This is a genomic window from Nocardiopsis oceani (assembly GCF_054777395.1).
Genome location: NZ_BAAHAR010000031.1, coordinates 26,938 through 44,957, shown reverse-complemented (window position 1 = coordinate 44,957; position 18,020 = coordinate 26,938). Strand labels below are relative to the sequence as shown.

Sequence of the window (18,020 nt, the reverse complement as noted above, 5' to 3'; positions counted from 1 at the left end):
CGGGAGGACGGCCAGTCCCTTGTACCAGTTTGCCAGACCCACAACCATGCCGGGACCAGTGCCTATTCCTTGCCCCCCTCCGGCGCCTCTCTGTCGCGCATCGTGCTGGGCATGGGCTTGTTCCGGTCGTTGTACCGCATCCACCAGAACACCGCCGCCAGACCCACGATGGTGAGGGAGAGCACCAGGGCACCGGCGTTGGCTCCCGGACCGTGGATGAACAGGTAGGCCACCGAGCCGACCACCAGCAGGTAGTAGGTCATCGGGAGCACGGTCTGCCGGAGGATGTCGCCCTCCCGGCCCACCAGGCCGACCACCGCGGAGGCGGCGACGACGTTGTGGACGGTGATCATGTTGCCGGCTGCGCCACCCGCTGCTTGGGCCGCGACGACGGTCTCCGGCGGGGCCCCGATGCGTTCGGCGGTGGAGTGCTGGAACGGGGAGAACATCAGGTTGGAGACGGTGTTGGAGCCCGCCACAAAGGCGCCGAGGGCACCGATCCAGGGCGCGAAGAGCGGCCAGTTGTGCCCGCCGACTTCGGCGGCTCCGGTGGCCAGGGTGAGCGGCATGCTCTCCAGCGTGGTCGCGCCGAACTCCTCGCCGGTGTTGATGAAGACCCGCACGAGGGGCACCGCGAAGAGCAGGGCCACGGCGGCCCCGGCGAGCTGGGATCCGGCCATCTTCCAGGAGGCGAGGATCTCCCGCCCCTTCATCCGGTGCAGACCGTAGGTGACGAGGCACACCACGATGAAGGTGGCCCCGGGAGAGAAGAACGGCTCGACGGTGTCACCGATGGAGGTGCCGAAGATGTCCTCGGCGCCCACGGAGATGCCCTCCAGCCAGTTCGTGAGGGGGTCGATGGTGCGGGTGGCGATGAGGATCCCGGCGACCAGGACGTAGGGCATCCAGGCGTTGAGGAAACCGACGCGCTGCCCCTCCTTGAGTGCATCCTCACCGTTGCCGGACTCGATCTTCCCGGTCCAGCGGGCCAGCCAGTCCTCGCGGGGCGGGAAGTCCCAGACCTTCTTCGGGATGAGGAAACCCTTGCGGGCCGCCAGGACGACGATGACCAGCCCGGTGAGGCCGCCGAGGAGGCTGGTGAACTCGACACCGAGGAAGTAGTTGTACAGAACGGACGGGATCGTCAGGGCGAACGCGGCGAAGAGCGCGAACTTCCAGACGGCCAGGCCGTCGGAGAACCGGCGGTTCTCACCGTAGAAGCCGCAGAGCATGCAGCAGATGAGCAGGGGGATGAGGGTTCCGGCCGAGGCGTGCAGGAGCACGGTCTGGAAGCCGATCTCGCTCACGTACTCGGGGAAGCTCATACCGAGCTCGGTGGCCCGCTGCTCGACCCCGCCGCCGCCTTCCAGGCCTCCGGCGACCCCGACGAGGATCGGGGTACCGACGGCACCGAAGCTGACCGATGTGCTCTGGATGACCATGCCGACCATGACCGCGGCCATGGCGGGGAAACCGAGGGCGAGCATGAGGGGCGCGACGACGGCGGCGGGGGTCCCGAATCCGGAGGCACCCTCGATGAAGCTGCCGAACAGCCAGCCGATGATGATCGCCTGGATCCGGCGGTCGGGGGTGATGTCGGTGAAGGTCCGGCGGATGGTGGCGATGGCGCCGCTCTTGGTGAGGGTCGAGAGCAGCAGCAGCGCGCCGAAGATGATGTACAGCAGGCCGGCGGCAAGGATCAGGCCTTGGAGGGTGGAGGCCGCGACGGCCATCCAGTCGGTCTGCCAGAAGAGGACGGCGATCCCGACCACGACGACGTACCCGGCGGGCATCGCGTACATGGCCGGCAGCCGGAACCCGACGAGCAGGACTCCGACGAGCAGGATGGGGACGAGGGCTAGGAGGCTGAGCAGGGCGAGATTGTCCATCCAGACGGCTCCCTGGATTGGGGGTGTGCACTGCGAGTGGCGCGACCCTAAGCCTGTGGAAGCCCTCCCACCAGTCCTCCTGTGTGATCTGCAACACAAGTGATATTTGTGTTCCGCGATTCGAAAGGTAAGGCGGCTATTCGGCGCTGAACTGGCCTTCTTTACAGGAACCTCCGCCGAAGACCCCTGCCAGAGAAAAAGCCCCCTCCCCGGTTGGGGAGGGGGCCGAAGCCGGGTGTCACCGGACCGGATGCTGTCCGGACCGGGGTGACCGGTCGGGATGGTTACCGTTCGGGGCCCACCGTGGTCTTCTGGATCTGGAGCAGGAACTCCGCGTTGCTCTTGGACTCCTTCATCTTGTCCAGGAGCAGCTCGATGGCCTGCTGTGTGTCGAGCGCGTGCAGCACCCGGCGGAGCTTCCAGACGACGTTCAGCTCCTCGCCGGACATCAGGATCTCCTCCTTGCGGGTGCTGGAGGCGTCCACGTCCACGGCCGGGAAGATCCGCTTGTCCGCCAGGGACCGGTTGAGCTTGAGCTCCATGTTGCCGGTGCCCTTGAACTCCTCGAAGATCACCTCGTCGGCGCGCGAACCGGTCTCCACCAGCGCCGTCGCCAGGATGGTCAGCGAGCCGCCGCCCTCGATGTTGCGGGCCGCACCGAAGAAGCGCTTCGGCGGGTAGAGGGCGGTGGAGTCCACACCACCGGACATGATGCGCCCGCTGGCGGGAGCGGCCAGGTTGTAGGCACGGCCCAGACGGGTGATGGAGTCGAGCAGGACCACCACGTCCATGCCCATCTCCACGAGCCGCTTGGCGCGCTCGATCGCCAGGTCCGCGACGACCGTGTGGTCCTCCGCCGGGCGGTCGAAGGTCGAGTGGATGACCTCGCCCTTGACCGTGCGCTGCATGTCGGTGACTTCTTCCGGCCGCTCGTCGACCAGGATCACCATCAGGTAGCACTCGGGGTTGTTCTCGGTGATCGCGTTGGCGAGCGACTGCAGCACCATCGTCTTACCCGCCTTGGGCGGCGAGACGATGAGCCCGCGCTGGCCCTTGCCGATGGGCGCCACGAGATCGATGATGCGGGTCGTGAGGATGCTCGCCTCGGTCTCCAGCCGCAGGCGCTCCTGGGGGTAGAGCGGGACGAGCTTGGAGAACTCCTGGCGGCCCTTGGCCTGGTCCGGCGACATACCGTTCACCGAGTCCAGGCGCACCAGGGCGTTGAACTTCTCGCGCCGTTCACCCTCGCGGGGCTGGCGGACCGCACCGATGATGTGGTCGCCCTTGCGCAGGCCGTTCTTGCGCACCTGGGCCAGCGAGACGTAGACGTCGCTCTGGCCGGGCAGGTAGCCGGTGGTGCGGACGAACGCGTAGTTGTCCAGGATGTCGAGGATCCCCGCGACCGGAAGCAGGACGTCGTCCTCGCCGATCACCGGCTCCGCTTCCTGGCCCCCGCCGCGCCCGCCGCGGCGGTCCCTGCGGTCCCGGCGGCGTCCGCGCCGACGGCCACCGCCACCGCCGCCGAAATCGTCGTCGTCGTTGCCGCGGCCCTGGTTCTGGCCGCCACCGCCGCCGCCCTGCTGGCGGTCGGAGTTGTTGTTCGAGTTCTGGTCGTCACCGCCTCGGTTGCGGTTGCGACGGTTGCGCTGGCGCTCGCGACCCTGCCCGGACCTGGTGTCACGGTCCTCGGAGTCGGGGCCGTTCTTCTGGGGGGTGCTGGATGTCTTGGTCACGCTGCTCGCGGAGGTTGAGGAGTCGGTGCCGTCCACCGATCGGGTCTGGTCACCGGACTCGTCGCCGCGCCTGCGGGACGAGCGGCGGTTACGGGAGGGCCGGTCGGCCTTCCCACCCTGGGTCTCGGTCACGGCCTGGTCCGACGGCCGCTGACCCGCACTCTTGCGCGGGGCCTCGTCCGTGCCCGACTTGGCGGGAGACTGGGGTTCGGCCTGGCCGTCAGTTGTATCGACCTTACCGGCCTTGGGCGCGGTGTCGGCGTGCTTTGCCGATTTGGCCTTGTCCGGACCGCCGACGGGGCCGCCCTGCTTGGCCTCGATCGCGGCGATCACGTCGCTCTTGCGCATGCGCCCCGTGCCGGTGATGCCCATGCTCGACGCGAGCTTCTGGAGCTCGGGGAGCTTCTGGGCGGCGAGCCCGGTACCGCGCGAGGCCGTACGGGGCCTTGACGAGGTCGCGGCTTCGCCGGCCTCCGAGGAGGCGTCGGCGCTCTTCTTGCTGTCGACCGCCGCGTCCGTTCGGAGTTCGGTGGTGTCGCTCACTAAGGGTCCTTCCCAAGGAGCGGGCATCGGCCGTCAGCTGTTTGCTTGAGCGGCCGGCCCGGTGGTGCGAACCGGCAGAGGCCGGGTAGGGCGTGCCCCACGTGGATGTTCGGAAACCGGCGAAAAACGGTCACCTACCCAATCGCGGCGGGCTCTGGGTACAGCCAGACGTCGGGGCGGATGGCTCGGAGGTGCTGCCCGTCAACCCTCCAGGCACGCTCATCCACGGGGGAAGAGCGGACTTTGGAGACGTGGGCACAGCGGTCAAACCGCTGACACGACACTTTGGCCACCGCCTCCGACAGGTCAAGAGATCGGACCGCCGAAGTATGGGACGCGGAAGCCGTTGTGGCGGATGAGCACACGCCCCGCAACGGGGCATCTGGTGCTTCACCCAGCCTAACATCACCAGAGGCCACGGCTATTCCTCGACACAGATGCTACGGATGGGGAGATGGGGTCCGCACCCCCGCCGGCTCGATGTGCAGGGGGCGTATGTCCCAATCATTACCCGCCCGCTGACGGATCGAATCAACCTGGCGGGCGATTTCCGGTGAATCCTCCCGCGCGGCACCCTCGGTCGTCGCGCACAGCACCAGCACCGTGGGCCCCGCCCCGGAGACCACCGCGGGCAGGTTCTCCAGTTCACGCAGGTCACCGATGAGGTTGAGGGTGCGCGGCATCGCGGGGGCCCGGTAGGACTCGTGTAGCCGATCCTCGGTGGCCGCGTACAGGGCCGCGGGTTGGCCACAAACGGCCGCCGTCATCAGCGCTGCACGGCCCGCGTTGAAGGCCGCGTCGCCGTGGGTGACGGTCTCCGGCAGGATCCCGCGGGCGCGTTCGGTGGAGAGCTTCCACCCCGGCACGCACAGGACGGGCAGGATCCGCTCGTCCGGGATGAGCCGCGCGACGCCCCAGGAACCGCTCTCGCGGAAGGCGACGGTGTAGCCGCCGTAGACACAGGGGGCCACGTTGTCCGGATGCCCCTCGATGTCCGCGGCGACCTGGTAGATCCAGTCGCGGTCCGGGCCTCCGTCGGCACCGGACCGGCCCAGGAGGGCCGCCGCGGCCGCCACCCCGCCGACGATCGCGGAGGACGACGAACCGAGGCCGCGCGCGTGCGGGATGTGGTTGGCGCAGTGCAGATCCAGGCCGGGCAGCTTCTCACCGTCCCGGTCGAAGGCCTCCCGCATGGCGCGGACGACGAGGTGGCGCCGGTCGAGCGGAACCTCACCCGAGCCTTCCCCCTCGACCCGGATGCGGAGTTCGTCGTCCTGGCGGAGCGAGACGTCGAACTCGTTGTACAGCTGGACGGCCATCCCGAGGGCGTCGAAACCCGGACCGAGGTTGGCGCTGGTGGCCGGGGCACGGACAGACACCCGTTCGGGGCGCGTTGAGGTCAAGATCGCTCTCCAAACAAGCGATGATCTTGCCCCTGTCTCCACTCTCGACGGGCGAGCATGGCCCTGGGGGCAAGATCATCGCGGTAAGCGGCTAGGCGAGGTCGAGGGCCTTGGCGGCGGCTTGGGCGTCGACGGGGACGGTGGTGGCGGAGGAAGCTCCGGCCAGCGCCCAGTCGGGGTCCTTGAGGCCGTTTCCGGTCACGGTGCACACGATGCGGCTGCCCTTGGGGATGTGCCCGGCCTCGGCGGCCTGGAGGAGGCCGGCGACGCTCGCGGCGGAGGCGAGTTCGACGAACACGCCCTCCTCGGCGGCGAGAAGCTTGTAGGCGGCCATGATCTGGCGGTCGGTGACCTTGTCGATGCTGCCGCTGGACTCGTCGCGGGCCTGCTCGGCAAGCTTCCAGGAGGCCGGATTGCCGATGCGGATCGCGGTCGCGATGGTGCTGGGGCTGGGGACCGGGGCGCCGTTGACGATGGGCGCCGACCCGCTGGCCTGGAAGCCGAGCATGCGCGGGGCCTTGCTGGAGACACCGTCCGCGGCGTACTCGGTGTAGCCCATCCAGTAGGCGGTGATGTTGCCGGCGTTGCCCACCGGGATGCAGTGGATGTCCGGTGCGTCGCCGAGGGCGTCCACGATCTCGAAAGCCGCGGTCTTCTGGCCCTGGAGGCGGTAGGGGTTGACCGAGTTCACCAGCGCGACCGGGTAGTCGACGCTGAGCTTGCGGGCGAGTTCGAGGCAGTCGTCGAAGTTGCCGTCCACCTGGAGCAGGCGGCCCCCGTGCACGAGGGCCTGGGCGAGCTTGCCCATCGCGATCTTGCCCTGGGGCACCAGCACGGCGCAGGTCATACCCCCGCGGATGGCGTAGGCGGCGGCGCTGGCGCTGGTGTTGCCGGTGGAGGCGCAGATAACGGCCTTGGCGCCGTCCTCGGCGGCCTTGGTGATGGCCATGGTCATCCCGCGGTCCTTGAAGGAGCCGGTGGGGTTGAGGCCCTCGACCTTGAGGAAGACCTCGCAGCCCGTCAGCTCGGATACGCGCGTGGCAGGCAGCAGGGGCGTGCCGCCCTCCTGGAGGGTGACGACGGGGGTGCTCTCGTTGACGGGAAGGCGGTCGCGGTATTCCTCGACGATGCCTCGCCACGCCCGTGCCATGCTCACGACGGTTTCCCTTTCGGGTGGAAGCGGTTTCGCTTGACGCGATGGAATGGGGTGGGGCTTACGCGGAGGCGATCGCCCCCACCTGCTACGAGTCTATGACCCGGCCCGGACTGTCTTGCATCCCGGGCAGATATTTCTCACTATTCGGACGCCGGGATCCGTGCTGGGACGGATCCCGGCTTGTCGCGGCTACTCCTGGAAGGTCTCCACACGCATAACGCTGGCGACCTCGCGGACCATCGGGTGCACGCTGAGCTCCTCGACGGTGGCGCTGAGCGCGGCGTCGGGGGCGGGGTGGCTGACCAGCACGAGCTGGGCGTCGTCACCGGTGCCCTCCTGGCGCACGTTCTTGATGGACACCCCGTGGTCGGCGAAGATCTCGGCGACCTTGGAGAGCACACCAGGGCGGTCGGCGACGTCCAGCGCCACGTGGTAGCTGGTGATGGTGTGGCCCATGTCGTGCACCGGCAGACCGGTGTCGTGGGCGCCCTCCCCCACCGAGGTGCGGGCGAGGCGGTTGCGCGCCACCGCCACCATGTCGCCCAGGATGGCGCTGGCGGTGGGGGTGCCCCCGGCGCCGGCGCCGTAGAACATGAGGCTCCCGGCGGACTCCGCCTCGACGAACACCGCGTTGTAGGCCTCCTTGACGTTGGCCAGCGGGTGCTCGACCGGCAGCATCACCGGGTGGACCCGCACACCCACGGACTCGCCGTCCTCCGAGCGCTGGCAGATCGCCAGGAGTTTGACGACGCAGCCCATCGCGCGGGCACTGGCGATGTCGGCGGCCGACACCGCGGTGATGCCCTCGCGGTGGACGTCGGCGGCCGTGACCCGCTGGGTGTGGAAGGCCAGGCGGGCCAGGATCGCGGCCTTGGCGGCGGCGTCGAAGCCCTCGACGTCCGCCGTCGGGTCGGCCTCCGCGTACCCGAGGGTCTGGGCCTCCTCCAAGGACTCGGTGAAGCCGGCCCCCTGGGAGTCCATGCGGTCCAGCACGTAGTTCGTGGTGCCGTTCACGATGCCGAGGACCCGGTCGACCCGGTCCCCGGCGAGGGAGTCGCGCAGCGGGCGCAGCAGCGGGATCGCACCCGCCACGGACGCCTCGTAGTACAGATCGACCCCCGCCTCGCGCGCCGCAGCCTGTAGCGTCTGCCCGTCCTCGGCCAGCAGCGCCTTGTTGGCCGTCACCACGGACTTGCCCGCCTTGACCGCCGCGAGCATCAGGGAACGGGCGGGTTCGATCCCGCCGATGACCTCGACCACGACATCGATGTCCGGGCGGGTGACCAGCGCCGTGGCGTCGGTGGTCAGCAGCGCCGGGTCGACGCCGCGATCGCGGTCCAGCCGACGGACCGCGATACCACCGATCTCGATCGGCGTGCCGATCCGCGCGGCCAGTTCCTCGGACTGCTCGTTGACCAGGCGGACGACTTCCGAACCCACAACGCCGCATCCGAGCAGCGCCACCTTCATCGCCATTTGGGCGTGACTCCCACTTCTCTCGTGTCCGGCCTGCCGGACGCCGGTACGACGCCCGTCGTACGGACGGTTCAGCCTACGTCGAGGCGGAGGAGGTCCTCCTCGTTCTCCCTGCGCACGATGGCCCGTGCCTCCGCGTCCCGGACCGCCACCATGGCGGGGCGGGGCAGGTGGTTGTAGTTGCTCGCCATGGAATAGCAGTAGGCGCCCGTGGCGGCCACCGCCACCAGGTCGCCCGGCCGAAGGTCGGCGGGCAAGTAGAGGTCGTGCACGATGATGTCACCGCTCTCGCAGTGCTTGCCGACCAGACGGGAGAGCATCGGCTCGGCGTCGCTCTCCCGGGACACCAGCTGGCTGGTGTACTCCGAGCCGTACAGGGCGGTGCGGATGTTGTCGCTCATCCCGCCGTCGACACTGACGTAGGTGCGGATGCCCTCGACGTCCTTGACGGTACCGACCTCGTAGACGGTGATCCCGGCGGGACCGGCGACGGCGCGCCCCGGCTCGACGGCGATACGCGGCACGGGAAGCCCGGCGTCCGTGCACTCGCGCCGCACGATGGCGGTGAGGCTGGCGGCGATGGTCTTGGGGTCCAGCGGATCGTCACCGGAGGTGTAGGCGATGCCCAGGCCGCCGCCGAGGTCGAGTTCGGCGAGCGTGACGTCGAGTTCTTCGTGGATCTGCGTGAGGAACCGGGTCACCCGGCGGGCGGCGACCTCGAAGCCCGAGGTGTCGAAGATCTGCGAGCCGATGTGCGAGTGCAGGCCGACCAGGTCCAGGTGCTCGGCGGCGAGGACGCGGCGGACCGCCTCCGCGGCGGCGCCAGTGCTGAGCGCGAAGCCGAACTTCTGGTCGTCGTGCGCGGTGGCGACGAACTCGTGGGTGTGCGCCTCCACTCCGGTGGTGACGCGGATCAGGACCTTGGGGCTGGCGCCGAGCTCGGCTGCCACGGCCTCCAGGCGGTCGATCTCGTCCAGGGAGTCCAGGATGATCCGGCCGACCCCGGCCTCCACCGCGCGGCGGAGTTCGCCGACGGACTTGTTGTTGCCGTGCATGGCGACGCGGTCGGTGGGGACTCCGGCGGCCAGGGCCACTGCCAGTTCACCGCCGGAGCACACGTCGAGCTTGAGCCCCTCCTCGACCACCCAGCGGGCGACGGCCTTGGTCAGCAGGGCCTTGCCCGCGTAGTAGACGTCCGCGTCGGAGAAGGCGGTGGCGTAGTCCCGGGCGCGGGCACGGAAGTCCTCCTCGTCCATGATGAAGAGAGGAGTGCCGTATTCGGCGGCGAGGGTGCGCACGCCGATGCCGCCGACGGTGACCTCGCCGTCCGACCGGCGCGCGGTGGCGGGCCAGACCTTCGGGTCCAGCGTGTTGAGGTCCTCTGGCGGCAGCGGCGGGTTGTCCTCCGGCAGGACCTCCGCGTGGCGGGATCCGGCAGGGTGGGCGTAGCGGCTCATGGCGGTCTTTCGGCTGGGACTCTGTACGTCTGGCTGTGCTGTGCCGATGGGGCTGCTGCAGGAGCGGTAGGAATCGCACCGCACGGCACCGTGCCGGGCCGTGGGCGCACCCGCACCATTCCATTGTCCATTAAACAGATCGGAACACAGGTGTTGGGCTCGTTCCACCGATCGGTGGCAACGGGATGTCTACAGCCTTGTGGGCGCTGACACCCCGAGCAGGAAGAGGCCGGTGTTGAGGACACCGGCGACGGCGGCGGGCAACGCCGGGTCGAGGGCGGCCCGCATCGGTTCCGGCCCCGCCCCGCCGACGGCGGTGGAACTCGTCCGCCACTCATCGTAGGCACTGGTCAGTGCTTCCAGGTATCTGACCAGGATATGGGGTTCCTCTCGGCGCGCCGCGGTGTCGAGGACACTGGGCCCGTCGAAGAGGAGCCCGCGAACCTTGCTGTTGCCCCCGTGTTGGCAGTCAGTGCGCTGGACGAAAGCGCCCTCGGCCGCCCAGCGGAGGCTGCTCAGCGCGTGCGCGTGTGCGTAGCGCAGCCGGAAGGCGGGGTTGGCGTCGGTGAGGCGGACCCACGCCCCTGGGCGCTCGGCGGAGGGCAGGACCGGCAGGCCCTGGCCGGTCGTCTCGGTGTCGTGCGGTCTCTCGGGGATCGAGCGGCAGAACGCGATCCGCGCGCTCGCCTCGCCGATCCGGCCGAGCGCCCGGCCAGAGGGGGTGAACAGTTCGGAGCGGTCGGTGTCCAGGTAGCGGTCGCGCCAGGAGACCTCGCCCCCAGGACCGGGCGGCGGCACCCGCTCACCGACGGCCATGGCGATGCGCGCCCGCGCGTCCGCCCTGGCGTACCGGCGGGCCTGGGCGACCGGACCGGCCTCGTGCAGGGCGGAGCGCGGCCAGTCCCCCGTCCCGGTCCAGTCGCGGCCGGTCAGGAAGCTGGGGCCGTCGGCGGCCGCGTACAGGAGGTTCTGCCGCTGTGCGCAGGTGAAGGTGAAGTTGGCGAAACCGCGCTTGTCCTCCAGGACCCGGGCGAAACCGGCGTCCGGTTCGCCCTTGTCGGCCATGGCGCCGACCTGCGCGACGATCCGCCCGGACACCAAGTGCCGGTGGGCGTTCTCCCGGCCCGTGGGCAGCTGGCTCCGGACTCTGCCGACCAGGCGCGGGGCCAGTGCGACGGCGGCGTCGGCCTCCGAGCCCGTGTGGCCGGCACGCGGCCACACGAACGGGATGTCGGCGTCGCCGAGGTCGAAGGCGCGCAGCGCGGCGCGGCGGACGACTGATTCCAGCCTCCGAGGGGTCACGCCGCTCCCCCGATCCCGCCGTCGCCCTTTCCGGGGAGGGCCCGGATGAGGTCGACCAGCTCGTCGGGGTCGAAGGGTTTGGTGAGGTAGTCGTCCACGCCGATCCGCTCACCGCGTCTGCGGTCGTCTGACTGGGCCCGAGCGGTCACCATGACGATGCGCCGGTCGTAGCCGTCCGCCCGCAGGCGCTCCACCGTGGCCCACCCGTCGAGTCTGGGCATCATCACGTCCATGGTGATGACGTCGGGGTCGACGTGTGCGAACCGGTCCAGGCAGTCCTGCCCGTCCGTCGCGGTGAACACCTCGAACCCCTCCAGTTCGAGGTTGAGGCGGATGAGTTCGCGGATCACCTCGTCGTCCTCGACGACGAGAACCCGTGTGGGAAGGGCGTTCACGACCGTGACACTACCCGTGCCGGGCGAGAGGGCACCACTGGATTCGGGTATCCGGCCGGCCTTGGCACCCCCGCCCCACACGAGTGGACGACCACACCGCAACCACTGCTACAGTTGTTCACGCAGCAGCGCCCCCTTAGCTCAGGGGATAGAGCACCGGCCTCCGGAGCCGGGCGCGGAGGTTCGAATCCTCCAGGGGGCACCGAGCAGATGGGAACACTCTACGAGTGTTCCCATCTTGTGTGTCTGGCCCCTGTTCGCTACCAGCGGCCTGTTCAACCGCTTGGATCGAGTCATCCAAGAACCCATCTGCATCGCCCCCGGTCGGTTGGAGACCCAATCTCCGCGGGTGAAGCAGATCCCTCCCCGGTACCAGTGGTCAAGTACCGGGGCGAGGCGTACAGTTGCCCGAAGGTGAGTCGGGAAGTCTGGTCGACAGTAGTCCGCCCTCTACCTGAAACCAGGCAACATGCGTCCCTCCGCACCCACCCCTGCCCAGTCTGTCTACCGGTCCGGGTCGGCTCAGCGCGACATCCAGGACTGGTGCTCGGATCGCATCGCGGCATACGCCGCTGTACATGCGCGCCCGACGATTCCCACCTCACTGGGGCCCACCCGAGTGTTCAGCGTGGAAGGGGGAGCTGGAACGCCGGTCTTCATCCTCCCCGGCGCCGGGCTCAACACGGCCACGCTCCTGGAAGCCGTTCGTGTCCTGTCCGAGGACAGGCCCGTCCTGGTTGCCGACCTTCCCGGACACCCCGGGCTGAACGACGGCACCCGGCCGGCCCGCCCCCGAATGGCCACCTATGGTGACTGGTTGGACGAGACCCTCCCACAAGCCACAGGCCAACCAGTGATCCTCCTGGGAAGCGGAGCGGGCGCAGCCACCGCGTTGTGCTCCACTCCCAGCCCCCTCATCCGTGGAATCTGCCTGGTCAATCCCGCGGGACTGGTTTCGGCTGGACCGGGGACCGGCCTGATGGGCGCTTTCCTGAGGTGGAGGCTCGACCCGGCAGCGGAGTCCAGCGCGTCCATGCTTCGGCTCCTGGGATTTCCCTCCATGACGGAGCCCGGCCATGCCGTGTTCGTGGAGTGGATGACCTTGGTGGCGCGCTCCTGCCGGGTCCGCGCACTGTTGCCCCCTCGTCCTCTGCGGTCAGGCGTCTACCAGCGGTGGGAGGGCGTTCCGACCAGTGTCGCCACCGGGTCCGAGGACCCGCTCTTTTCCCCGTACTTGCTTGACAGTCCCACTCGGCTCTTTCTGAACACCCGAGTACAGACGCTGCACGGCTCCGGACATCTGGCACTCCGCGACCGGCCGGACCGGATCCGCGAGCTCCTGCGCGGCTTCCCAGCCACCGTGGGATGAGATCTCGTCGCTACCGGCGGCTGGGCTGGCCACAGCCCAGGGCGAACCTCCGGTCCACTAAGGAATCCCGGTCCTGGCAGAAGCCCGCGAGGGTGTTCCTCCTGCTGTTTGTGACCGTGGATCTGATCGGTACCGGCCTGCTCATGACATCGTGGTCAACGACGGGCGGCCAAGGGCTGGACTTCACCTCCGCCCTCTTCACCGCCACCACTTCGCTGGCCGTCTGCGGGCTCAGCGTCGTCTCCATCGGCGACGACCTCAGCGGCTGGGGGCAAGGCGTCGTCTTGGTGCTGATGCAGGTCGGCGGCATGGGGATCATGACGTTGGCCGCGCTGCTGGGTACCGCTGTCATCCACCGATTCGGGTTACGGATGCAGCTCAACGTGCAGGCCGAGACCCGCAGTCTGTGGATCGGTGACGTACGCGGGGTCGTCAGCAGGGTCCTCATCATCTTCGCCGTGATCCAGGGCGCCACGTTCTTACTGATCACCCCACGGTTGTGGCTCGGCTATGAGATGAGCTTCGCAGAAGCGGCCTACACCGGGCTGTTCCACTCGGTCTCGGCCTTCAACAACGCCGGGCTGTCCCTTTACGACGACAGCCTCGTCAGATTCTCCGGCGACGCCCTGGTCCTCCTACCTGTCATCTGCGCCGTCGTCCTCGGAGGGATCGGCTTTCCGGTGCTGATCGAGCTGCGCCGCCACCTCCGCACACCGCACAGGTGGAGCCTGCACACCAAGATCACGGTCACGACCACTCTCGTACTCTTTCTCGCCGGAGCGGTCCTCATCACCCTGATGGAATGGGACAACCCCGACACGCTCGGGCAGCTGAGCGGGTGGGCCAAGGTCACCGACGGCATCTTCCACGGCGTTATGCCGCGCAGCGGAGGCCTGAACGTTGTCGAAACGGGTCAGATGCAGGACTCCACTCTCCTACTGACGATCATGCTCATGTTCGTCGGCAACGGCAGCGCCGGCACCGCCGGAGGCATCAAGGTCGCCACACTCGCGGTGATCTTCCTCGTGATCCTGGCCGAGTTCCGGGCCCACGACAAGGTGCACGTCTACGGCCGTCAGCTCCCAGCCGAGGTGATCCGCCAGGCTCTGAGCCTGATGTTCCTGTCCGCGACCATCGTCGCCTTCAGCACGATACTGCTGGTGCACACGACACAGTTCAGCCTCATGCAGGTGATGTTCGAGACCGTCTCCGCATTCGCTGTGGTGGGTCTGTCCACCGGTATCACCGGCGACCTGCCCCAATGGGCCCAGATCCTCCTGGCGGTACTCATGGTGGCCGGGAGGATCGGCCCCATCACGTTCGTCACCGCGTTGGCCTTCCGGGAACGCCACCGCCGCTACGAACTGGCCGAAGCCCGGCCGATCATCGGTTGAGACCCCCAATACGAAGAAGAGGGGCATGATGTCCCGCAGAAGCAGAAAACTGGACAAACGCGCTCTGGTCATCGGACTGGGCCGCTTCGGCAGCTCACTCTGCCTGGAGCTCGTCGAGCGCGACTGGGAAGTCCTCGGAGTAGACACGCAACCGCGGTTGGTGCAGACCTACGCCGAACAGCTCACCCACACCGTCGTCGCCGACGCAACCGACGAGGCGGCACTGCGCCAAGCGGGCGCTCACCAGTTCCACCGGGCCGTGGTAGCCATCGGCGACCACCTGGAGGAGAGCATCCTGGCCACCTCCCTCCTGGTCGACCTGGGTGTGCAGGACATCTGGGCCAAGGCCATGAACCGCAGGCACGGACGCATCCTGGAGCAGATCGGCGCCCACCATGTCGTGCTTCCGGAGCACGACATGGGCGAGCGCGTCGCACACCTGTTGTCCGGACGCATGCTCGACTACGTGGAGTTCGAGGAAGGGTTCGCCCTTGGCACGACCAAGGCACCACGGGAACTGGTCGGCAAGCCGCTCGGGGAGACCAGGGTCCGGCAGAAGTACGGGGTCACGGTGGTCTCGGTCAAGCGCAGGGGGAAGACCTTCACCTACGCCACTCAGGAAACGCGGCTGCACACGGGCGACGTGATCGTCGTGGCGGGCCGGACCGACGATGTCGAGCGGTTCGCCGAGTCGACGCCCTGAGTCCAGCTCCGCGGTCGTGGGCCGGTGCCTGCGTCGGAACTCTGTACACGGAGTACCGGTACGGATAATGTTAGAAAGTAACTTGTTACCAACTAACATCTCATTGTGCGGGAACCATGGTGCACCGGCGGGAAAGACAGCGGGCGAACACCCGGAACGCGCTGCGTGGCGCGGCGTTCCGCCTGTTCACCGAGCACGGGTACGAGAACACGACTGTCGCGCGGATCGCGGCCCAGGCGGGCGTCTCTCACATGACGTTCTTCCGGTACTTCCCCACCAAGGAGGACGTGGTCCTGCAGGACGACTACGACCCGATGCTCGAAGAGCTGATCCGCGCCCAGCCCTCGGAGAACCCTCCCCTGCGACGTGTCCGCGACGCGCTCATGAGCGCGATTCCGGAGGTCTACGCACAGGAGAGGGAAGATCTGCTCCTGCGTTCCCGTCTGCTGTTGAGCACCCCGGCCCTCCGTTCCCGCATGGGCGAGAGCCTGCGCGGTTCTCAGACGGCGTTCGAGAGAGGGCTCTGCGATAGGCCCGAGTCTGAGGACCCGCCGATGACCGTACGTGTCGTGGCCTCGGCATGTGTCGCCGCGCTCACGACCGCCATCACCGTCTGGGTCGAGGAGGGCGGCACAGGGGACCTGCCGACGCTCATGGAGCAGGCCTTCAACGCCCTCGAACCACCTGGAGCACCGGATGTCTGAGAGCAACGCCACCGACGACGTCATCTCCGTATCGGACCTGCGCGTGCGCTACCGCAGAGCGAGCAGGGACGCGGTACGGCAGATGGGCTTCACCGTGGGGCCGGGTGAGGTCTTCGGGTTCCTCGGCCCTTCGGGGGCGGGCAAGTCCACGGTCCAACACGTGCTGACCCGACTGCTGCGCGGCTACAGCGGCCGGGTCCGGGTACTCGGCCACCCGCTGCCGGAGTGGGGCAGGGACTACTACGAGCGGATCGGCGTCGGCTTCGAGCTGCCCGCCGAGTTCACCCGTCTGACCGCGACCGAGAACCTGGAGGTGTTCGCTTCCCTGTATCGGGGACCGGTGACCGAGCCCGCCGAACTCCTGGACCGCGTTGACCTGGCAGAGGCCGCGCACCAGAGGCTGAGCACCTTCTCAAAGGGGATGAGGATGCGCCTGAGCCTGGCACGGGCTCTGCTCAACCGCCCCCGGCTGCTCTTCCTGGACGAGCCCACCTCGGGCCAGGACCCTGTGCGCGCGGCGCGCCTGCGCGAAGTCATCCGGGGCGAGGCGGACCGGGGCACCACCGTCTTCCTGACCACCCACGACATGCGCACGGCCGAGTACCTGTGCGACCGGCTGGCCTTCGTCGTCGACGGTCGGATCGCCGCCGTCGACACCCCGGACGGATTCCGCCGCCGCTACGGTCGGCCCGGCGTCGTGGCAGAGTACGTGACCGACGGCCGTCCCCACCGGCGCACCTTCGACCTCGCGGACCTGGGCACCCAAGGTGAGCTCTCGGGCCTGGTTGCCTCGGGCGCGGTCACGGCCCTGCACACACGCGAGGCCACACTCGACGAGGTCTTCGCCGAGGTCACCAGGGTCCGGCTGTGAGCCGGCTCACCGGCGCGTTCGCGCTGGAGATGAAGGTGATGTGGCGGTACGGGGTCGTGGCGATCGCCACCGTTCTCGCCGTGCTCTGGACCGGGCTGCTGCTCGCCCTGCCCACGGCGGGAGCACAGGCACTGGCCCCCTACCTCCTGTTCCTGGACACGGCCGGGTTCGGGGCGCTGTTCGCCGTCGCCCTGCTCATGTTCGAGCGGACCGAGGGCACCGATGCCGCCCGGGCGGTCACCCCCGTCAGCCCGCGGGAGACCGCGCTCTTGCGTGTGGGGGTACTGACCCTGCCGGTCGTCGCAATGGCGATCCCCATGATCGTGGTAACCGCGCCGGAAGGGAGGCTTTGGGGAGCGCTCGGATACGGCACAGCCGGGGTCACGCTCACCTCGGTCCTTCTGGTGGCCGCGTGCATGGGGCTGGGCGCGCTCACCCGTACCTTCCAGGGTGCCCTGCTCGCCACGGCTCCGGCCATAGCCCCACTGATCGCGGTCCCGGCACTGCACCTGGCCGGTGTGGCCCAGAGCCCGCTGCAGTGGATCGTTCCCACCACAGCGGGCGCCGAGCTGATCAACCGTGGCCTGACCGGCCAGACGGGGAGCCCGGAGACTCCCGGTGGGGAGATCGTGCTGCTGTACGCGGCGGGGTGCGCGGTGGCCCTCTGCTGGTGGGCCGCCCGGCGGAACGCCGTCACCGGAGAGGGGGCCGCTCTCCACAGCGACCGCGGTTCCGCGGGGGCCGGGCTGGACGCCGGCCGCCGCGCACGCCGGAGCTCCACCCCTCGGTACGCTCGGGCGCGCTCACGTCCCGCGGCCGAATCCATGCGGGGGCTCCACCCGGTCCTGAGCCTCGCCCGGTTCGAACTCGTCGGCGGGCGACGCGATCCGCTCCTGTTGGCCGTAGCCCTGGCGCCCCTGCCCCTGTCACTGGTGCTCCGGTGGGCCTATCCAGCGCTCGCCGAGTACCTCCGGTCCGCCCACGGGTTCGACCCCGCTCCGCACGCCCCCGCCGTGTTCGGCGCACTGGTCCTGCTGCACGTCCCGATGATGGTCGGCTCGGTGGTGGCGCTGCGCGTCACGGAGGACGTGGACGACCGCACCCTGCTGGTACTGCGCGTCTCTCCGCTGTCCCTGACGGCCTACTTCGGTTTCCGAGTGGGGACGGCATTCCTACTCGCCCTGATCGGGCTGACGATCGCCGCGCCCCTGTCGGGCCTGGCCCCGGAGATATCGCCGGGCCTGGTCGCGGCCGTGCTGCTCGCTGCGCTGTTCGCGCCCCTGGTGGTGCTGGCCACCGCGGCGTTCGCGAGTAACAAGGTCGAGGCCCTCGTCGTGCTCAAGGCGGTGGGGGCCGTGTCCGTCCTGACCCCCGTGCTGGCCTGGGTACTACCCGACCTCTGGTGGTCGCCGATGATGGCCCTACCGCCCACGTGGTCGCTGCTGGCCCTGACCGGGTACCCGGGCGATGCGGTCGCTTCGCCGTTGATCCTGCTCGGTGGGTCAGTGACCGCGCTGGTTGTCGCCCTGTCCCTGGTCCGGCGAATACGGTCACGCCTGATCTCATAACGCTCCGTCCGGTCGCTGCCCGGAATCCCGGGATCGGGGTTCCGGTGCTCTTCCGCC

The 18,020-nt window shown here is 69.0% G+C and carries 14 protein-coding genes and 1 tRNA gene; 7 read left to right on the top strand and 8 right to left on the bottom strand.

Features of this window, described 5'->3' with window-relative positions; genetic code table 11:
• Nucleotides 1-62 precede the first annotated feature (62 nt).
• From ACYVDG_RS19380 to ACYVDG_RS19345, 8 genes are all read right to left on the bottom strand, one after another.
• Nucleotides 63-1,889, bottom strand: a complete 1,827-nt coding sequence (locus ACYVDG_RS19380; protein WP_460754805.1) for an L-lactate permease — start codon at nucleotides 1,887-1,889, stop codon at nucleotides 63-65.
• 284 nt (nucleotides 1,890-2,173) lie between these two features.
• Nucleotides 2,174-4,165 (bottom strand): transcription termination factor Rho, encoded by a 1,992-nt coding sequence (rho, locus tag ACYVDG_RS19375; protein ID WP_460754802.1) that lies wholly within the window; start codon nucleotides 4,163-4,165, stop codon nucleotides 2,174-2,176.
• A gap of 440 nt (nucleotides 4,166-4,605) precedes the next feature.
• Nucleotides 4,606-5,544, bottom strand: coding sequence for a homoserine kinase (gene thrB / locus ACYVDG_RS19370; protein WP_460755012.1), 939 nt, complete (start codon nucleotides 5,542-5,544; stop codon nucleotides 4,606-4,608).
• Nucleotides 5,545-5,659: 115 nt separating this feature from the next.
• Complete coding sequence (gene thrC, locus ACYVDG_RS19365) at nucleotides 5,660-6,718, bottom strand: threonine synthase (RefSeq protein ID WP_460755009.1); 1,059 nt, start codon at nucleotides 6,716-6,718, stop codon at nucleotides 5,660-5,662.
• Nucleotides 6,719-6,913: 195 nt separating this feature from the next.
• The gene (locus ACYVDG_RS19360; RefSeq protein WP_460754799.1) at nucleotides 6,914-8,200 is read right to left on the bottom strand and encodes a homoserine dehydrogenase; all 1,287 of its coding nucleotides are present in this window, start codon (nucleotides 8,198-8,200) and stop codon (nucleotides 6,914-6,916) included.
• A gap of 71 nt (nucleotides 8,201-8,271) precedes the next feature.
• Nucleotides 8,272-9,657: a diaminopimelate decarboxylase gene (gene lysA, locus ACYVDG_RS19355; RefSeq protein WP_460754792.1), complete on the bottom strand. Its 1,386-nt coding sequence runs from the start codon at nucleotides 9,655-9,657 to the stop codon at nucleotides 8,272-8,274.
• A gap of 189 nt (nucleotides 9,658-9,846) precedes the next feature.
• Nucleotides 9,847-10,959: a DALR anticodon-binding domain-containing protein gene (locus tag ACYVDG_RS19350; RefSeq protein ID WP_460754787.1), complete on the bottom strand. Its 1,113-nt coding sequence runs from the start codon at nucleotides 10,957-10,959 to the stop codon at nucleotides 9,847-9,849.
• The gene (locus tag ACYVDG_RS19345; RefSeq protein WP_460754781.1) at nucleotides 10,956-11,354 is read right to left on the bottom strand and encodes a response regulator transcription factor; all 399 of its coding nucleotides are present in this window, start codon (nucleotides 11,352-11,354) and stop codon (nucleotides 10,956-10,958) included. The genes ACYVDG_RS19350 and ACYVDG_RS19345 overlap by 4 nt, the downstream gene beginning before the upstream one ends.
• Before the next feature lie 130 nt (nucleotides 11,355-11,484).
• On the opposite strand from ACYVDG_RS19345, the gene ACYVDG_RS19340 reads away from it, so the two are divergent.
• From ACYVDG_RS19340 to ACYVDG_RS19310, 7 genes are all read left to right on the top strand, one after another.
• A tRNA-Arg gene (locus ACYVDG_RS19340) sits at nucleotides 11,485-11,556 on the top strand.
• 426 nt (nucleotides 11,557-11,982) lie between these two features.
• A complete protein-coding gene (locus tag ACYVDG_RS19335) occupies nucleotides 11,983-12,723 on the top strand; it encodes an alpha/beta fold hydrolase (protein WP_460754776.1) in 741 nt (246 codons plus the stop codon).
• Entirely contained in the window at nucleotides 12,720-14,117 is a 1,398-nt protein-coding gene (locus ACYVDG_RS19330; protein WP_460754771.1) for a TrkH family potassium uptake protein, read from the top strand. Before ACYVDG_RS19335 ends, ACYVDG_RS19330 begins: the two co-directional genes overlap by 4 nt.
• Before the next feature lie 28 nt (nucleotides 14,118-14,145).
• Nucleotides 14,146-14,820, top strand: coding sequence for a potassium channel family protein (locus tag ACYVDG_RS19325; protein WP_460754766.1), 675 nt, complete (start codon nucleotides 14,146-14,148; stop codon nucleotides 14,818-14,820).
• 116 nt (nucleotides 14,821-14,936) lie between these two features.
• On the top strand, nucleotides 14,937-15,524 hold the full coding sequence (locus ACYVDG_RS19320) for a TetR family transcriptional regulator (protein ID WP_460754761.1): 588 nt from the start codon (nucleotides 14,937-14,939) through the stop codon (nucleotides 15,522-15,524).
• Nucleotides 15,517-16,395 carry an ABC transporter ATP-binding protein gene (locus ACYVDG_RS19315; RefSeq protein WP_460754756.1) on the top strand — a complete coding sequence of 293 codons (879 nt, stop codon included), beginning with the start codon at nucleotides 15,517-15,519 and terminating at the stop codon, nucleotides 16,393-16,395. Before ACYVDG_RS19320 ends, ACYVDG_RS19315 begins: the two co-directional genes overlap by 8 nt.
• Complete coding sequence (locus ACYVDG_RS19310; protein ID WP_460754751.1) at nucleotides 16,392-17,963, top strand: fluoroquinolone export ABC transporter permease subunit; 1,572 nt, start codon at nucleotides 16,392-16,394, stop codon at nucleotides 17,961-17,963. Before ACYVDG_RS19315 ends, ACYVDG_RS19310 begins: the two co-directional genes overlap by 4 nt.
• Nucleotides 17,964-18,020: the final 57 nt, after the last annotated feature.

Excerpts from the sequence above, each read along its gene's own strand:
- ACYVDG_RS19315 (WP_460754756.1), top strand. The coding sequence starts at position 15,517 with ATGTCTGAGAGCAACGCCACCGACGACGTCATCTCCGTATCGGACCTG.
- ACYVDG_RS19325 (WP_460754766.1), top strand. The coding sequence starts at position 14,146 with ATGTCCCGCAGAAGCAGAAAACTGGACAAACGCGCTCTGGTCATCGGA.
- ACYVDG_RS19360 (WP_460754799.1), bottom strand. The coding sequence starts at position 8,200 with ATGGCGATGAAGGTGGCGCTGCTCGGATGCGGCGTTGTGGGTTCGGAA.
- thrC (WP_460755009.1), bottom strand. The coding sequence starts at position 6,718 with ATGGCACGGGCGTGGCGAGGCATCGTCGAGGAATACCGCGACCGCCTT.
- ACYVDG_RS19380 (WP_460754805.1), bottom strand. The coding sequence starts at position 1,889 with ATGGACAATCTCGCCCTGCTCAGCCTCCTAGCCCTCGTCCCCATCCTG.
- lysA (WP_460754792.1), bottom strand. The coding sequence starts at position 9,657 with ATGAGCCGCTACGCCCACCCTGCCGGATCCCGCCACGCGGAGGTCCTG.
- ACYVDG_RS19330 (WP_460754771.1), top strand. The coding sequence starts at position 12,720 with ATGAGATCTCGTCGCTACCGGCGGCTGGGCTGGCCACAGCCCAGGGCG.
- ACYVDG_RS19320 (WP_460754761.1), top strand. The coding sequence starts at position 14,937 with ATGGTGCACCGGCGGGAAAGACAGCGGGCGAACACCCGGAACGCGCTG.